Here is a 15,031-nt window from a genome sequence, read left to right on the forward strand (position 1 = left end):
GTCCGTTGGTGGATCCAGGCTTTTACGCGTGGTGGACTCCGCCTTCGGCCAGGACGGTGGCGGTGGCGATCCCGCCGTCGTGGCTGATGGACAGGTGCCAGCGTTTGACGCCCTTGGCCTCGGCCACTGCCAGGACTGTGCCTTTGATCTGGACGGTGGGCCCGTTCTGGTCAAGGCCGATCCAGCAGTCCTGCCAGTTCATGCCGGCCGGCGCGCCAAGGACCTTAGCCACCGCTTCCTTGGCAGCGAACCGTGCGGCCAGCGAGCGGGTGTTCAACTCGCGTTCCGCGGGCACGAACAGCCGGTCCCGGAGCCCGGGGGTGCGCTCAAGCTGGCGGCCGAACCGCTCGATGTCTACAACGTCTACGCCAATGCCAACAATCATGGCGCTATTCTACGGTGACGCCCGCCGCCTGCTGTGCCGTAAAGGCGTCACTCCTGGTCCCTGGCACGGCGCGGCACCCCGGGTTTCCGGGCCGCGGCAGGGTCAGCACGGACATAAGTTACGCAAATACGTCCAAGGTGGACCTCCGCAAGGCGGACCGAGGAGCCCGGCAGGCGCCGGCCGCAATGCACAGAAAGCCCCAAGCCTGAGACTCGGGGCTTCCTTGCAGCGAAACGGCCCAGGGGGCCGGCCGCCGGCTACTCTACGGTGACGCTCTTGGCGAGGTTGCGCGGCTGGTCCACGTCGTAGCCCTTGGCCGAGGCCAGTGCCAGGGCGAAGATCTGCAGCGGGACCGTGCTGAGCAGCGGAGCCAGCAGGGTGGGGGTTTCGGGGATGTAGAAGACGTGCTCGGCGTAAGCCTTGACCGCTTCGTCTCCCTCTTCCGCGATCACGATGGTCTTGGCGCCACGCGCCCGGACTTCCTGGATGTTGGAGACAACCTTGGAATGCAGTGAGTCCCGGCCACGCGGCGAAGGGACCACCACAAAGACGGGCTGGCCTTCCTCGATCAGCGCGATCGGGCCGTGCTTGAGCTCGCCGGCGGCGAAGCCCTCAGCGTGGATGTAGGCGAGCTCCTTGAGCTTGAGCGCGCCTTCCATGGCCACCGGGTAGCCGACGTGGCGGCCCAGGAACAGCACGGACTTGGCGTCCTTCATGGAGACACCGAGTTCCTTGATCTGTGCCTCGTTGTCGAGGATTCTCTGGATCTTGGCAGGGATCTTGTGCAGGTCCGCCAGGATGTCCTTGATCTCGCCCTGGAACTTGTTGCCGCGCAGCTGGGCCAGGTAGAGGCCCAGCAGGTAGGCGGCAGCAATCTGCGCAATGAAGGCCTTGGTGGAGGCCACCGCAATCTCCGGTCCGGCGTGTGTGTAAAGCACGGCGTCGGATTCGCGCGGGATGGTGGAGCCGTTCGTGTTGCAGATGGAGAGGGTCTTGGCGCCCTGTTCCTTGGCGTAGCGGACGGCCATCAGCGTGTCCATGGTCTCGCCGGACTGGGAGATGGACACCACCAGGGTGTTCGCGTCAACAATCGGGTCGCGGTAGCGGAATTCGTGGGAGAGTTCCACCTCGGTGGCGATCCGGCACCAGTGCTCGATGGCGTACTTGGCCACCTGACCGGCGTAAGCGGAGGTTCCACAGGCCAGGACGATGATCTTGTCAACGTTCTTCAACAGTTCAGGGTCGATCCGAAGCTCGTCCAGGGTCAGCTTGCCGTTGATGTCGGAGCGGCCCAGCAGGGTCTGCAGGACGGCGTCGGGCTGGTCGTGGATTTCCTTCTCCATAAAGGACGGGAAGCCGCCCTTTTCCGCAGATTCCGGGTCCCAGTCCACGTGGTATTCCTTGCCCTCGGCCGGGGCGCCGTAGAAGTCGGTGATCTCCATGGTGTCCGCGGTGATGGTGACGATCTGGTCCTGGCCCAACTCCACTGCACGGCGGGTGTAGTCGATGAATCCGGAAACATCGGAGCCCAGGAAGTTCTCGCCCTCGCCCAGGCCAACCACCAACGGTGAGTTGCGGCGGGCAGCAACCACAACATCGGGCTGGTCGGCGTGCACGGCGAGCAGGGTGAAAGCACCCTCGAGGCGCTGGCAGGCGAACTGCATGGCCTTCGTCAGGCCGCCGTCGGACGTCTCACCGTTCAGTTTGGTGCGGAAGATGTCGCCGAGCAGCACGGCGGCAACCTCGGTGTCAGTCTCGGACTCGAAAGTGTAGCCCTTTTTCAGGAGCTCAAGCTTGAGCTCGGCGAAGTTCTCGATGATGCCGTTGTGGATCAGCGCCAGCTTGCCGCCGTCGGACAGGTGCGGGTGAGCGTTCTGGTCGGTGGGGCCGCCGTGCGTGGCCCAGCGCGTGTGCCCGATGCCTGTGAACGTTTCCGGCAGAGGATGCGCTTCCAGCTCCGCCAGGAGGTTGCTCAGCTTGCCTGACTTCTTCCGGGATTCGATGGCACCCTGCGAAACCACCGCCACACCTGCCGAGTCGTAGCCCCGGTACTCCAGGCGGCGCAATCCCTCAAGGACCACATCCAGCGCACTGTGGCCGGCATTTCCACGGCCAGCGGAGTGGCCCACATATCCAACGATTCCACACATGGGCTCCAGCTTATCGGCAGCCGGGTTGAGATCTAAACCGGGATCCTGTCATTTCATTCTGAGCCGCGGGAAGGGCAGAATCTCTATAGTGACTGTGCAACGCAACGAAGCGAACGGCGAGGGCGTCTCCCCGTTCGTGGAGCTGGACCGGCAAACCTGGTCCCGCCTGGCTGCCCAGATGGAGCAGCCCCTTAACGAAGAGGACATCGTCCGCCTGCGTGGCCTCGGCGATCCCCTGGACATGAAGGAGATCCGCGAGGTCTACCTGCCGCTGTCCCGGCTGCTGCACCTCTATGTGGAAGCCGCAGGTCAGCTGCACGCGGCCACCACCACGTTCCTCGGCGAGCAGACCCAGCGCACCCCCTTTGTTATCGGCGTTGCAGGATCGGTGGCGGTGGGAAAGTCCACCATTGCCCGTGTGCTCCGGGAGATGCTGCGGCGCTGGCCAGGCACCCCCAATGTCGAGCTGATCACCACCGACGGCTTCCTCTATCCGTTGGCCGAGCTGAAGCGGCGTCAGCTACTGGAACGCAAGGGCTTCCCGGAGTCCTACGACCGGCGGGCCCTGCTGCGTTTTGTGAGCGAAATCAAAGGCGGCGCGGAGGAGGTCCGGGCGCCCTGGTACTCGCACGTCACCTACGACATCGTTCCGGACAAGGAAGTGGTGGTCCGCCGCCCGGATGTGCTGATCGTCGAGGGCCTGAACGTGCTGGCTCCCGCCCGTCCCCGCCATGACGGCCGCCAGGGGCTGGCGCTGAGCGACTTCTTCGACTTCTCCATCTATGTGGACGCCAAGACCTCCTACATCGAGGAGTGGTACGTGGAGCGGTTCCGCAAGCTCCAGAGCACGGCGTTCGCGCAGCCGGAGTCCTACTTCCACCGCTACGCCACGCTGTCCCCCACCGAGGCCGAGCGGACCGCCCGCGACATCTGGAAGCGCATCAACGAGCCCAACCTTGAGGAGAACGTCCTCCCCACGCGGGGCCGCGCCCAGCTGGTGCTGACCAAGGACATGGACCACTCCATCCGCCGCATGCTCCTGCGAAAGGTTTAACACGCATGTGCCACAACTGCGTGGAGGGCCCTGTTCACTCGGGGGCGAGCCGGCGCTCCTTCGCCCGGTTCCTCGCCGCGGGCGCCGGGCTGACGGTCCTTGCAGCGTGCACACCGGCAGCACCTCCGGTGGTGGCGCCGTCGTCGTCCTTATCCTTATCCACTTCGCCTGCGGTGACCTCTGAGTCTCCCTCTCCTGCGGCGTCCCCGGCAGTGGAAAGTACGACGGCGGCAGTTGAGCCGCCTGCGCCGGCTCCCGCATCGCCGTCGGCAGCGTTGCCCCGGCAGTTCTCGCTGACGGACCCGGCCAGCCCCTGGCTGGTGGTCAACAAGCACCGGCCGCTGGCTCCGGCGGATTACGTTCCGGCGGACCTGGTCCAGCCCAACGTCCAGCTGGCGGTGTCCGGCGAGGCCGCCCTGCTGAACAGCACAACGGCGGCTTCCGCGGAAGCGATGTTCGCCGCCGCCGCGCGGGACGGGGTGGTCATGACACTGGCGAGCGGTTACCGCTCGTATGTCACGCAGGTGAGCACCTACAACGGTTATGTGGCGACCCGAGGGCAAGCGGACGCCGACACCGCCAGCGCCCGCCCCGGCTGCTCGGAGCACCAGACAGGCTGGGCCTTCGACATCGGCGACGGCGGCGGGGTGTGCAGCTTCCAGCCCTGCTTCGCCGACCAGCCGGCGGCTGTGTGGGCGAAAGCGAACGGCCACCGCTTCGGCTTTGTGGTGCGGTACCCGTGGATGTTCCACCCGGTCACCGGCTACTACTACGAGCCCTGGCACCTGCGGTTCATCGGCGTCGAAGCCGCCACGGACATGGCGAACCGGGGCATCAGCACGGTGGAGGAGTACTTCGGGGTGGAAGCGGCGCCGGGGTATCCGTGAGTGAATCAGGGGGCCCTGCAGTCTCCCTATCCATGGCTGGGAGACTAGGAAATGCAGATCATGAGTGATGGAACCGATTTCAGGCAAGCGCGCGTTCGACGCCTTGTAACCCTTGTTGACTTGCTGATCACGCCGGAACGGCTGCGCATCTATCCGGTCATCTTGATCGTCGCCGGCGGACTGGGGCTGGCGGCGGCCACCGTCGCGCACATCCTGGACGCCGGCGGACATGGGACACTCCTGCCAGACTATCTTGCCCACTGGACGGGCGGACTGCTGCTGTGGGAGAACCCCCGTGAGCTATATGATCCCCAGACCCAGAACCAGATCCAAGGCGCAGCGATAGGAGCAACGGCTGATCTGGCCTGGTTCGTTTCGCCGCCTATCGTGGCTGCTCTCTATGCCCCGCTGGCCCTTATGCCCTACAACGTGAGCGGGATCTTCTGGTCGGTCCTGAGTTCTGCACTGCTTGTGTGGTGCATACGCAGCTTGGATACGATCGCGCCAACTCTCGTGCCTCACAAGCGCAAGCTCGTCATCGTGGCTGTCCTTGCCGCACCACCCACGTTCGAGATTATGGGCAGCGGCCAGGATTCCGCTTTCGTCCTCGTGTTGTGGCTCGTCGGGATCCGCCTGTTCCAGACCTGCCATCCGCTCTGGGCAGGAGCGGTCCTGGGCCTGGGGTTTGCGAAGCCGCAGTTGGTCCTCGTGGTACCGCTTGTTCTGCTGGCCACACGAAACTACAAGGCGCTGGCTGCTTTCTCGGCAGTGGTGGCCGCCATCAGTGCTGTTTCGCTTGGCTTAGTGGGAATCGATGGAATCCGCCAATGGACCGCCGCCATTTCGAGCCCCTTATATATGGATGAAGTGCAACAGGGCCAGGCCTGGAAAATGGTGGGTCTCCCCTCCTTTGTACAAGCGCTGCTGCCACCCGAGTGGGGCGCCGGAGTCGCCCCCCTCCTGACAACAGCTTCCCTCCCCATAGGAGCAACTGTCCTCGTGTCCACTCTCCTTCGTCTCAGGAAGGCCGTCATCGACCCCCGGGCGGTTTGGATTGCGACGTTGGCAACAACCGTCACGTTCTCTCCGCATCTGGCAACGTACGATGCCGTGCTGTTCGTTCCCGTGGTGGTCTTCCTGCTCGAGCGGCGCTCCTCGCCATCCCTGCGCGTGGCAACATTTTTGGCATTCACGCTGATGTGGCTGGTTGCTCCACTTCATATGCTGGCCCGTCCGTTGCCATGGCCTGCCGGAATCGTCGATGCCCCATGGTCTGCGCTACCTCTCGTCGCCATTTGGCTCGAGTCAATTCGAGAATTGAGATCAGGCAACCTGCGAGCACCGCAAGAAGCAGAACAGTCGGACTCACCAAAGGATTATCGTTAGCTGACGTTCGCGTGCCCAACTGTGCGAGGCGCTACCGGCTGTGCGGCCACGTCGCCTCGACACGCCAAGAATTTACTGCCGCGTCATCTGAGGCCTACTTCGATGCACTAGCTTGGATCCTATGTTAACAGGATTCAAGAATTTCATCATGAAGGGCAACGTCGTAGACCTTGCCGTCGCCGTCGTGATGGGTGCCGCTTTCGGCGCCGTCGTGACCTCAATTGTCGAGGGCCTGCTCACACCGCTGATCGGCCGTCTGTTCAATGCCAAGGGCATTGCGGAAATGCAGTGGGAGGGATTCATGTATGGATCCGTCATCGCGTCCATCATTTCCTTCGTGCTGGTGGCCGCCGCCATCTACTTCGTGGTGATTGTGCCTATGAACCACATGATCGAACGCCGCAACCGCCGTCTCGGCATAAACCCCGATATTAAGGAAGAATCCGCAGAAGACCCGCAGATCGCCCTGCTCACCGAGATCCGCGACGCGCTGCAGAGCCGGCCCCTCTAAGTCCTCTTTCCACCGATCAGTGCGGCCCGCTCCGTTCCGAAGGTGGCCACGTCGCTGGTTTTGCACCCCTTCATTGACACGCTGCCGTCCGGCACCGAATGATGGCGCAATGGGGGAATCCAAAAGTATGCAGCGGTCCAGGACTGGCGTGCCATCACGGCATCTTCCAACATGGGTGCTCTGGACCGCCGGGGGCGTTGCTTTGGCAAGCCGCCTAGCACTGTTTCCGCATGTCAGCGAAGACTCCAGGCTGTTCTTCGTGCCTTGGTTGCAGGAGTTCCGTGACCACGGCATCTCCGCCTTGGGTGGGGAATTCTCGAACTACAATTTTCCTTATATGTTCCTGCTGTTCCTCGGCCGCTTCCTGCCCGTAGAACCACATTATGCAGTGAAAATAGTCTCAATTTCAGGGGACGTTTTACTCGCGCTCTCGGTCCGAGCAGTCGTTGCGCAACTCCGGCCTACCCGGCTGCTACCAGAAGCAGCAGCCCTGATAGCGCTCTTCCTGCCTACCGTTCTACTCAACGCCAGCATGTGGGGCCAATGTGACTCCATCTACTCTTCATTCCTCTTGTTTTCGCTACGAAGCCTCCTACGGAATCATGACCGCAGCGCTTGGTTGTGGTGGGCCGTGGCATTGTCCTTCAAACTACAGGCAGTGTTCTTCCTGCCGGCGTTGGTGCTCATTGCTCTCCGGAACCGCCACAGTCTGGGTCTGCCGGCGATGGCTGTTGTCATGTGGACGCTGCTGAGCAGTCTGCCGATGCTGTTCGGCCGCTCGCTGGCCAGTACCTTTGGCGTGTATTTTCATCAGACCCAAGAGGACAACCTGGCCACTGGCGCCGTTAACCTCTACGCATGGTTCCCGTCGGTTTCCGCCAGTGAAGGAAGAGTCCCGGCAATCCTGGTTTGCGGGGCTGCACTCCTGGTGGTGGCAGTCGCTTACTGGCGTGGACCCGATTCGGCGGAGAGGCGCGTCCTTTTGTCGACGACGGTGGTAGCTATTTGCCCACTCTTGCTTCCGCAAATGCACGATCGCTATTTCTTCGCGGCCGAAGTCTTGTCCCTGCTCCTGCTCGGCCGCAAGAACCTGTCCCTCATTCCGTGGCTCCTAGCTGCCACGGGCCTTCTTGCTTACGTCCTCCACTTCACCGGCTATCGGTACGTGTGGCCGCTCCTGCTGGCATCCATCGTTCAGTGCTTCGCTGTGGGGATACTCCTGCTAGCACTATGGCGGGCACGGCCACCAGAACCGAAGACCCTAGCGGCCGTTTAGTCTGCGACGAGCTCAAGCGCGAGCTCGGTGCGAACCACATGTGCAAGACGCTCCGCGATAGCGTGAGCGGTCGCTTCGTCGCCGGCCTCCACCATGACGCGTACAACGGGCTCAGTGCCGGAAGGACGCAGCAGGACCCGTCCGGTCTCACCCAACTCGGCCTCAGCCGCCGCCACTGCCTTTGCCAAGGTCTCTGAGCTGTTCACGCGGGTGCGGTCCACTCCCTCGACGTTGATCAGGACCTGCGGAAGTTTGGTCATCACAGTGGCGAGCTGCTTGAGCGGCCGGCCAGTCAGTGCGATCTGTGCGGCCAGCTGCAATCCGGTGAGTACGCCATCGCCCGTGGTGGCGTAGTCAGCGAAGATCACATGGCCGGACTGTTCACCGCCGAGGTTGAAGCCGCCTTCGCGCATGCTTTCCAACACGTAGCGATCCCCTACAGCTGTTTCCCGGATGCTGATGCCCGCTTTGCGGAGCGCAATTTTGAGGCCTAGGTTGCTCATGACCGTGGCCACCAGGACGTCGTCGATCAGCTTGCCGGAGGCCTTCAGAGCAACAGCAAGAATGGCCATGATCTGGTCGCCGTCAACTTCGTTGCCCTCGTGGTCGACGGCCAGGCACCGGTCAGCATCGCCGTCGTGGGCAATGCCCAGGTCCGCACTGTACCTGACCACTGCTTCCTTGAGCGGTCCGAGGTGGGTGGAACCCACGCCGTCGTTGATGTTGTGGCCGTCCGGTTCGGCACCGATTACGACGACGTCCGCGCCGGCATCCTTGAACACCTGGGGCGAGCAGCCGCTGGCTGCTCCGTGGGCGCAGTCCAGAACCACCTTCAGCCCGTCGAGGCGGTGCGGAAGGGTCCCGAGGAGGTGCACGATGTAGCGGTCCTCTGCGTCAGAGAAGCGCTGGATCCGGCCTACGTCGCTTCCGAGGGGCCGGACCGGGTCTTTGCCCATTTGCTCCTCGATGGCGTTTTCGACGTCGTCAGGGAGCTTCTGCCCGCCGCGGGCAAAGAACTTGATGCCGTTGTCCGGCGCAGGGTTGTGCGATGCCGAGATCATGACTCCGAAGTCGGCATCCAGATCGGCCACGAGATAGGCCGCCGCGGGCGTCGGGAGAACGCCCGCGTCATAGACGTCGATCCCCGAACTCGAGAGCCCCGCTTCAACGGCGGCGGCTATGAATTCCCCGCTGGCACGGGGGTCTCTCGCCACCACGGCGCGGGGTCTGCTGCGGCTGGTACTGCGGTCGTGGCCAAGTACGACGGCGGCCGCCTGGGCGAGTTGCATCGCCAGCTCCGCCGTCAACAGGCCGTTCGCCAAGCCCCGGACACCATCTGTTCCAAATAATCTAGACACCGGTCAAGTCTAGAGGATGGGGGTGCAGGGGCTTGTTTCCACCCTTGGATGCTTGTTTTTCCGTGGTGCTTACGGTCCGCCGCCAGCACCTGATGTATCTTCGCCTACAGGGCATTGGGGTCTCCCAGCGCTATTCGAATTGCAGCGACCGGGAGGCACCGCATTGAAACGAACTGATGCGATAGGGCTGGCCGCGGTTGTCACTGCTGCCGCTGCTGCGTATCTATGGCGACTGGATTTGAATGGCTGGGGCAACGGCTACTACGCGGCGGCCGCCCAGGCAGGGGCCCAAGATTGGAAGGCATTTTTCTTCGGCTCCTTGGACAGCGGCAACAGCATCACCATTGACAAGTTACCGGCAAGCATTTGGCTCACAGCCATCTCCGTGCGCCTGTTTGGCCTGAGCTCATGGAGCCTGCTTGTTCCGCATGCGCTTCTCGGTGCCGGCACGGTCGCACTCACGTATGCCACGGTGCGCCGTCACTTTCGGCACAGTTCCGCGATGATAGCGAGCGTTGTAGTACTTCTTACTCCAGCTGCGGCTGTGATGTTTCGCTATAACAATCCCGATGCGCTGCTCGTCTTCCTGCTGACACTGGCGACGTACCTCATGGTCCGGGCGTCCGACGATGGACGCTGGCGCTGGGTGGTCGGCGCCGGTGCTGTCATTGGCGTCGGGTTTCTGGCGAAGTCTGCTCAGGCGCTGCTGCTGCTTCCGGCCTTGGCGGGTGTGTACTTGTATGCCGGTCCAGGCCCACTCAAGCGAAGACTCGCGCAATTGGTCGCAGGAATGGCAGCAGTCGTCGCCATGGCGATGTGGTGGATCCTGATTGCGCAAGCGACACCGCCTGATGAGAGGCCTTATGCAGGAGGTTCATTTACGAACAGCTTCGTTGAAGTACTCCTCCGGCAGAACGGTCTGGGCAGGATTTTGGGAGAGGCCGGGGGCGGGACCCCCGGGCAGTCAGCGGCCCCTCCCGGACCTCTGCGGCTCATCCAGTACTCGTCATTCGGCAGTCAGGGTGCCTGGTTGTTGCCGGCGGCAATTCTCCTTCTGCTCGCAACATTGGTCTACCTCCGCCACCAGCAGCGCTTAGACCCCCGCCGCGCAACCCTGCTCTTTGCCGGCGGATGGCTGCTTTGCTATGCAGCGGTTTTCAGTTTCATGGGTGGCGTCATTCATCCGTATTACCTGATCGCCTTGGCACCGCCGATTGCGATAATAGTAGGAGGGACCTGGGAGATACTCCGGCCTGCACAGAGGTGGCTGCCGTACAGGATTGTTTTGTCGTTGGCTGTTTTGGCCAGTGGAATTATCGCGTTTGGATACCTGACAAAGTCATCTGCTTTGGGCCCTGCATTTGCCATGGCGGTCGTGGCCTTTTGCGTCATCAGCTGCGAACTGGTTGTGTTCCGGATCCGTCATCGGATAGCACGCCGTTCCGCCGCTTGCTTCATCGCTGCGACCTGCGGCCTGGGACCCTTGTTGCTCTCAGCCTCAGCCATAGCCAGCCCGCACACGGGTGTCTCTCCGGCCGCATCCATGATCGGGAGCCCTGCGATTCTTGATTCACCGGATCCTTCTCTCTGGCCTCCCGGAAACAGCCAACGCATCAGGGGATCGGCTTTGGGCCACCCGGCAGAGGAAGAGGTCGTGGATTTTCTCCATAACGCCGCCAATCCGGAAACACGCTGGGCTGCTGCTTCGCCAGGAGCCCTCAATGCCGCTGAGTATCAGCTCAACCTGGAGCTGCCGGTTATGCCCGTTGCAGGCTTTAACGGCGGAACACCGTACCCGACAATTTCTCAGTTCAGTGAGTACATCGAATCCGGACAAATCAGGTACTACGTCGTCCGTCATGATTCCCAGGACATCGAGCCCGAGGCGGAGTTTGCCGACGACGTAACCGACTGGGTGCGGGCCAACTTCGTCCCTGAGCAGATAGGTGCGATGGACGTGTTTGATCTTCGGCAGCGGCTGCCAAAATCATGATGTTCCCTTAAGTGACAGAATCCCGCCCCGCCAATGGCGGGACGGGATTCTGTGTAAGCGGGCTTAGCGCTTGGAGTACTGCTGAGCCTTACGGGCCTTCTTGAGACCGGCCTTCTTACGCTCGATGACGCGGGCGTCACGAGACAGGTAGCCGGCCTTCTTCAGGATGGCGCGGTTGTTCTCGACGTCGATCTCGTTCAGTGAACGGGCGATGCCGAGGCGCAGGGCACCGGCCTGGCCGGAGATGCCACCACCGTGGATACGGGCGATGACGTCGTAGGCACCATCAAGATCAAGGATCTTGAAGGGCTCGTTGACGTCCTGCTGGTGCAGCTTGTTCGGGAAGTAGTTGTCCAGCGCGCGGCCGTTGATGGTCCACTTGCCGGAACCCGGCACAACGCGGACGCGGGCAACAGCTTCCTTGCGGCGGCCAACAGCTGCGCCGGCAACGGTCAGTGCCGGGCGCTCCTTCTTCGGCGCAGCAGCTTCAGCAGCTCCGCTTTCTGAGGTGTAGCTGGTCAGGGTTTCCTCAGCCTCAACGGCTTCGGTGGTCTCTTCGTTCTGAGCCACGATTCTCCTTGTATAGATAAGTTGTTTGGTGGCCAGGACTACTGGGCGACCTGGGTGATTTCGAAAGTCTTGGGCTGCTGCGCGGCGTGGGGGTGCTCCGCACCGCGGTACACCTTCAGCTTGCCCAGCTGCTGTGCAGCGAGGGAGTTCTTGGGGAGCATGCCCTTGATAGCCTTCTCAACGGCGCGGACCGGGTTGGATTCCAGGAGTTCCGCGTAGTTGACGGAGGTCAGGCCGCCCGGGTAGCCGGAGTGGCGGTATGCGCGCTTCTGCTCCAGCTTGGCGCCGGTCAGGGCGACCTTTTCAGCGTTGATGATGATGACGAAGTCGCCCATGTCCATGTGGGACGCAAAGGTGGCCTTGTGCTTGCCGCGCAGCAGGATTGCGGTCTGGCTCGCGAGACGACCAAGGACAACGTCTGTGGCGTCAATGACGTGCCACTGGCGGTTGATATCGCCGGGCTTCGGGGTGTACGTACGCACGGTTTTTGCCTCGTTCTTGTTCTGGCGTTCTTGTTTAGGCGTCACTTAAGGTGTGCACCTACTATCTATGCGCTACCGGAACAGAGGTGAGGGCTCTATGTAACCAGTCATCCTAAAGTCCCGAATGTGCACGTTGAGTAGTTATCCTGCAACCGGATTCTCAAGCGGGCACGCATCATCGAGAAAGGACACGCACAACGACTACCAATGTTAGCTTGAACCGGGCCCCGGGGTCAAAATGGGTGAGCCGGACAGTCTTTCGCAGCCCGCCGGCCTGAGGATGCAGGGGACGCAGTGACATCTTGGGACAACGCCGGCTCAGCCGGGCCGCTGTTTGTGACCGTGGTCGGGCTGGTTGGTCTCATTTTCTCACCTCTGGCTGAGCTCCTGATCGCCGGGCTCCTCCCCCGTTTGGGACCGCTGCCTGTAATGAACGCAAGAATCACGACGTCGATAATCACGGCCGTCTTCTGCACAGCCTTCGCGCTCCGGTTCGGCCCCCATCCAGCATTGCCGGCATTCATCCTCCTCGTCTCTCTTGGCGTGCAGCTGGCCCGAATTGATATCTCCCTGCATTTGCTGCCGAACCCCTTGGTTCTTGCCCTATTAGCAGGGGGGTTATTGTTCCTCTTTGGTGCCACATTTGGCGGAGAGCCGTGGCCCAGTCTCGTTCGCGCACTGGCCAGTGCCACGATTCTCTTTGTCATCTACCTGATTCTGGCGTTAATTTCGCCGGCAAGCCTGGGAATGGGCGACGTTAAGCTCGCTGCGCCCGTGGGCCTCTACTTGGGGTACCTAGGCTGGAGCCAACTCCTGTATGGCGGACTGCTGGGGTTCATTCTGAACGGCATCATCACGCTGCTTGTAGTGGCAAGAAATCGCAAGGAACGTCCATCAGAGGTGGCTCATGGGCCGTCGATGGTCGGGGCAGTACTGGCAATTTCCTTGTCGATGCCCTAGTACCGGTTTCGAGCATTGCCTCCACCCCTGACTGAACGGTCAGCAAGGATCCAAGTAGTCGGCCGTAGATTCCTTTAGCTTTCTGAGTACTGGCGCGTGGGTTCTGAGTACGCACATAAAGGCCCCCCCGAAAAAGTCGAGTACAACTACGCATTGTTGCCTTGAATCCCCAGTGACAATCTCTTCTTAGCGAAGTCCGGCAACCGCTAAGAATTATGGGGGCAGCTGGAAATTCGTTGAAAAGAAATATCAAATCAATTTCATCGAATTAAGGAATCTAAAATGACTTCTCTCATGGTCTCCATGTTGGCTTTTGTCGCCGGCATCAAGGATCGTCTCTCCTCCGAAAAGGGCGCAACTGCGACTGAGTACTCGCTGCTCATCGCGTTTGTTGCCTTCGCCATCATCGTCGGTGCAGGGCTCTTCGGCACCGCCCTTAGCGACTGGTTCGGCCGGCTTGCCGTAGTAGTTGGCGGTTGGACCACCGGCCCATAGTTCCTCGAACCTTGCCATCGGCCTGTGCCGCGTCCGCGCAACGCGGGCGCGGCACAGCTCTCTCACCACCGGTACCACCAGCTGCAAAATAACAGGGGGGACCCATTGAAACGCAGCACTTCGCGCTCCGAAGAACACAGCCGCGGCGCCGTCGCCGTTGAATTTGCGCTTGTAGCGCCTATTCTCTTGGCGCTTATCGCCGGAATCGTTGAATTCTCGCATGCCTTTAATCTGCAAATTTCGGTGACTCAGGCGGCGCGGGAAGCGGCCCGGACAATGGCTATCACCAACAATCAGGGCGATGCCGAAACGGCAGCCGAAAATGGCGCACCCGGTCTCAATACCGCCGCTTTTGCCTACACCTTCACCCCAACATCCTGCACAGCGGACGGAACTGTGACCGTGGAGATTTCATACACAGCGGACACCTTGACCGGAATCTTCGGTAGTGGTGTCACTCTCATTGGAGTAGGAGCAATGCGATGCGGCGGCTGATCACCAGGAACGTTGAGAAAGAACGTGGTGCTGCCGGCGTCATGGTGGCGCTCTTGATGTTGGTGCTCATTGGAGCCGGCGCAATCGCGGTCGACGTCGGTCAGATATATGCGGAACGCGCCCAGCTGCAAAACGGTGCCGACGCTGGCGCGATCGCCGTACTCGACGCCTGCCATGCCACCCCCTGCACCGAGTCCGAGGCCGAAGCCGTCGCTCAGGAACTTGCCGACGGTAACTCCAACGATGGATCGTCGACCGTCTTTGAGGTCGATATGTCCGTTCCCAATAAAGTGACGGTCAGAACGACCACGCGCGATGGCACCAGTGGCGCGGGCTTCCTCCGACAGATGTTCTCTGCTGCGCTGAACGCAGGGCCTGCAACTGTGGGCGCCCATGCAACCGCCGCTCTGACTCCGCCAGGCAGCGGTTCCGGGTTTCCTTTGGCCATCTCGGACAACTGCTACAACCTCTCAGAGGCGACTCCCACGGCTCCGGTTCAAAAGATTTCCTATAAGCCAGGCGGAACGTGCACAGGTCCCTCGGGGACACAGATCCCGGGAGGCTGGGGTTGGCTGGACCAAAGTTCACCGTGCGAGGCGACCACTGAAATCGGCTCCAACGACATTGGTTCGGACCCTGGTAACAATCCTCCAAGCGGGTGTGCGGCGATCCTCCTCCAATGGAAAGCCACGATCCTGGCCGGCGGTGAAGTCAAGGTCGCCTTTCCGATTTTTGACGACGCTACGAACCAGGGACAAAACGGACAATTCCACATCATTGGCTACGCAACATTCAAGGTCTGGGGCTGGAAATTCGGAAACAACCACGCCTACGAGTTTCGCAACACCGCCACGGACCCCGGCATGACGAGCGCCCTGGCTTGTTCAGCGGGCCAAGACCGCTGCGTCATCGGGCAGTTCATCAAATACGAAACCATTGGGTCCTTCACGGGCCCGCCAGGGGCCTATCTGGGAACCACAATAGCCCACCTCATCAACTAGCAAATGCACCAACCATTTTCTAAGGGGA

Annotated in this window: 15 protein-coding genes; 10 read left to right on the forward strand and 5 right to left on the reverse strand. The window is 61.6% G+C overall.

Annotated elements, in window-relative coordinates; all coding sequences use genetic code 11:
• Positions 1-22: 22 nt before the first annotated feature.
• Positions 23-385, reverse strand: coding sequence for a holo-ACP synthase (locus ACS5PJ_RS09665; RefSeq protein WP_439434688.1), 363 nt, complete (start codon positions 383-385; stop codon positions 23-25).
• A gap of 257 nt (positions 386-642) precedes the next feature.
• Entirely contained in the window at positions 643-2,535 is a 1,893-nt protein-coding gene (gene glmS, locus ACS5PJ_RS09670) for a glutamine--fructose-6-phosphate transaminase (isomerizing) (RefSeq protein WP_439434689.1), read from the reverse strand.
• A gap of 88 nt (positions 2,536-2,623) precedes the next feature.
• On the opposite strand from glmS, the gene coaA reads away from it, so the two are divergent.
• The 5 genes from coaA to ACS5PJ_RS09695 all read left to right on the forward strand — a co-directional run bounded on the left by coaA (position 2,624) and on the right by ACS5PJ_RS09695 (position 7,649).
• Positions 2,624-3,589 carry a type I pantothenate kinase gene (coaA, locus tag ACS5PJ_RS09675; protein WP_439434690.1) on the forward strand — a complete coding sequence of 322 codons (966 nt, stop codon included), beginning with the start codon at positions 2,624-2,626 and terminating at the stop codon, positions 3,587-3,589.
• Between the two features lie 5 nt (positions 3,590-3,594).
• Positions 3,595-4,476 (forward strand): M15 family metallopeptidase, encoded by an 882-nt coding sequence (locus ACS5PJ_RS09680; protein ID WP_439434691.1) that lies wholly within the window; start codon positions 3,595-3,597, stop codon positions 4,474-4,476.
• 60 nt (positions 4,477-4,536) lie between these two features.
• A complete protein-coding gene (locus tag ACS5PJ_RS09685; protein WP_439434692.1) occupies positions 4,537-5,862 on the forward strand; it encodes a glycosyltransferase family 87 protein in 1,326 nt (441 codons plus the stop codon).
• Positions 5,863-5,983: 121 nt separating this feature from the next.
• Positions 5,984-6,373, forward strand: coding sequence for a large conductance mechanosensitive channel protein MscL (gene mscL, locus ACS5PJ_RS09690; protein ID WP_439434693.1), 390 nt, complete (start codon positions 5,984-5,986; stop codon positions 6,371-6,373).
• Between the two features lie 109 nt (positions 6,374-6,482).
• Positions 6,483-7,649 carry a putative hexosyltransferase gene (locus ACS5PJ_RS09695; RefSeq protein WP_439434694.1) on the forward strand — a complete coding sequence of 389 codons (1,167 nt, stop codon included), beginning with the start codon at positions 6,483-6,485 and terminating at the stop codon, positions 7,647-7,649.
• Here ACS5PJ_RS09695 and glmM read toward each other — a convergent pair.
• The gene (gene glmM, locus ACS5PJ_RS09700; RefSeq protein WP_439434695.1) at positions 7,646-9,007 is read right to left on the reverse strand and encodes a phosphoglucosamine mutase; all 1,362 of its coding nucleotides are present in this window, start codon (positions 9,005-9,007) and stop codon (positions 7,646-7,648) included. The two genes, ACS5PJ_RS09695 and glmM, sit on opposite strands and share 4 nt — an antisense overlap.
• Before the next feature lie 163 nt (positions 9,008-9,170).
• Here glmM and ACS5PJ_RS09705 point away from each other — a divergent pair, with 163 nt between their 5' ends.
• Positions 9,171-11,000 (forward strand): ArnT family glycosyltransferase, encoded by a 1,830-nt coding sequence (locus ACS5PJ_RS09705; protein WP_439434696.1) that lies wholly within the window; start codon positions 9,171-9,173, stop codon positions 10,998-11,000.
• 63 nt (positions 11,001-11,063) lie between these two features.
• Here the strand turns inward: ACS5PJ_RS09705 and rpsI are convergent, their stop codons facing one another.
• Complete coding sequence (rpsI, locus tag ACS5PJ_RS09710; RefSeq protein ID WP_104136643.1) at positions 11,064-11,570, reverse strand: 30S ribosomal protein S9; 507 nt, start codon at positions 11,568-11,570, stop codon at positions 11,064-11,066.
• A 38-nt stretch (positions 11,571-11,608) separates the two neighbouring features.
• Positions 11,609-12,052, reverse strand: a complete 444-nt coding sequence (gene rplM, locus ACS5PJ_RS09715) for a 50S ribosomal protein L13 (RefSeq protein ID WP_015937805.1) — start codon at positions 12,050-12,052, stop codon at positions 11,609-11,611.
• 294 nt (positions 12,053-12,346) lie between these two features.
• Between rplM and ACS5PJ_RS09720 the strand changes: the two genes are divergently transcribed.
• The 4 genes from ACS5PJ_RS09720 to ACS5PJ_RS09735 all read left to right on the forward strand — a co-directional run bounded on the left by ACS5PJ_RS09720 (position 12,347) and on the right by ACS5PJ_RS09735 (position 15,003).
• Positions 12,347-13,012, forward strand: a complete 666-nt coding sequence (locus ACS5PJ_RS09720) for a prepilin peptidase (protein ID WP_439434697.1) — start codon at positions 12,347-12,349, stop codon at positions 13,010-13,012.
• 282 nt (positions 13,013-13,294) lie between these two features.
• Positions 13,295-13,507, forward strand: a complete 213-nt coding sequence (locus tag ACS5PJ_RS09725) for a Flp family type IVb pilin (protein ID WP_439434698.1) — start codon at positions 13,295-13,297, stop codon at positions 13,505-13,507.
• A gap of 105 nt (positions 13,508-13,612) precedes the next feature.
• Positions 13,613-14,002 carry a TadE/TadG family type IV pilus assembly protein gene (locus tag ACS5PJ_RS09730; RefSeq protein WP_439434699.1) on the forward strand — a complete coding sequence of 130 codons (390 nt, stop codon included), beginning with the start codon at positions 13,613-13,615 and terminating at the stop codon, positions 14,000-14,002.
• Positions 13,990-15,003, forward strand: coding sequence for a pilus assembly protein TadG-related protein (locus ACS5PJ_RS09735; protein ID WP_439434700.1), 1,014 nt, complete (start codon positions 13,990-13,992; stop codon positions 15,001-15,003). The genes ACS5PJ_RS09730 and ACS5PJ_RS09735 overlap by 13 nt, the downstream gene beginning before the upstream one ends.
• Positions 15,004-15,031: the final 28 nt, after the last annotated feature.

It is taken from the genome of Pseudarthrobacter cremeus (assembly GCF_051857465.1).
Classification (GTDB): domain Bacteria; phylum Actinomycetota; class Actinomycetes; order Actinomycetales; family Micrococcaceae; genus Arthrobacter.

Coding starts and splice junctions, on each gene's coding strand:
- ACS5PJ_RS09665 (WP_439434688.1), bottom strand. CDS start 385: ATGATTGTTGGCATTGGCGTAGACGTTGTAGACATCGAGCGGTTCGGC.
- glmS (WP_439434689.1), bottom strand. CDS start 2,535: ATGTGTGGAATCGTTGGATATGTGGGCCACTCCGCTGGCCGTGGAAAT.
- ACS5PJ_RS09680 (WP_439434691.1), top strand. CDS start 3,595: ATGTGCCACAACTGCGTGGAGGGCCCTGTTCACTCGGGGGCGAGCCGG.
- ACS5PJ_RS09685 (WP_439434692.1), top strand. CDS start 4,537: ATGAGTGATGGAACCGATTTCAGGCAAGCGCGCGTTCGACGCCTTGTA.
- mscL (WP_439434693.1), top strand. CDS start 5,984: ATGTTAACAGGATTCAAGAATTTCATCATGAAGGGCAACGTCGTAGAC.
- ACS5PJ_RS09695 (WP_439434694.1), top strand. CDS start 6,483: ATGGGGGAATCCAAAAGTATGCAGCGGTCCAGGACTGGCGTGCCATCA.
- ACS5PJ_RS09725 (WP_439434698.1), top strand. CDS start 13,295: ATGACTTCTCTCATGGTCTCCATGTTGGCTTTTGTCGCCGGCATCAAG.
- ACS5PJ_RS09735 (WP_439434700.1), top strand. CDS start 13,990: ATGCGGCGGCTGATCACCAGGAACGTTGAGAAAGAACGTGGTGCTGCC.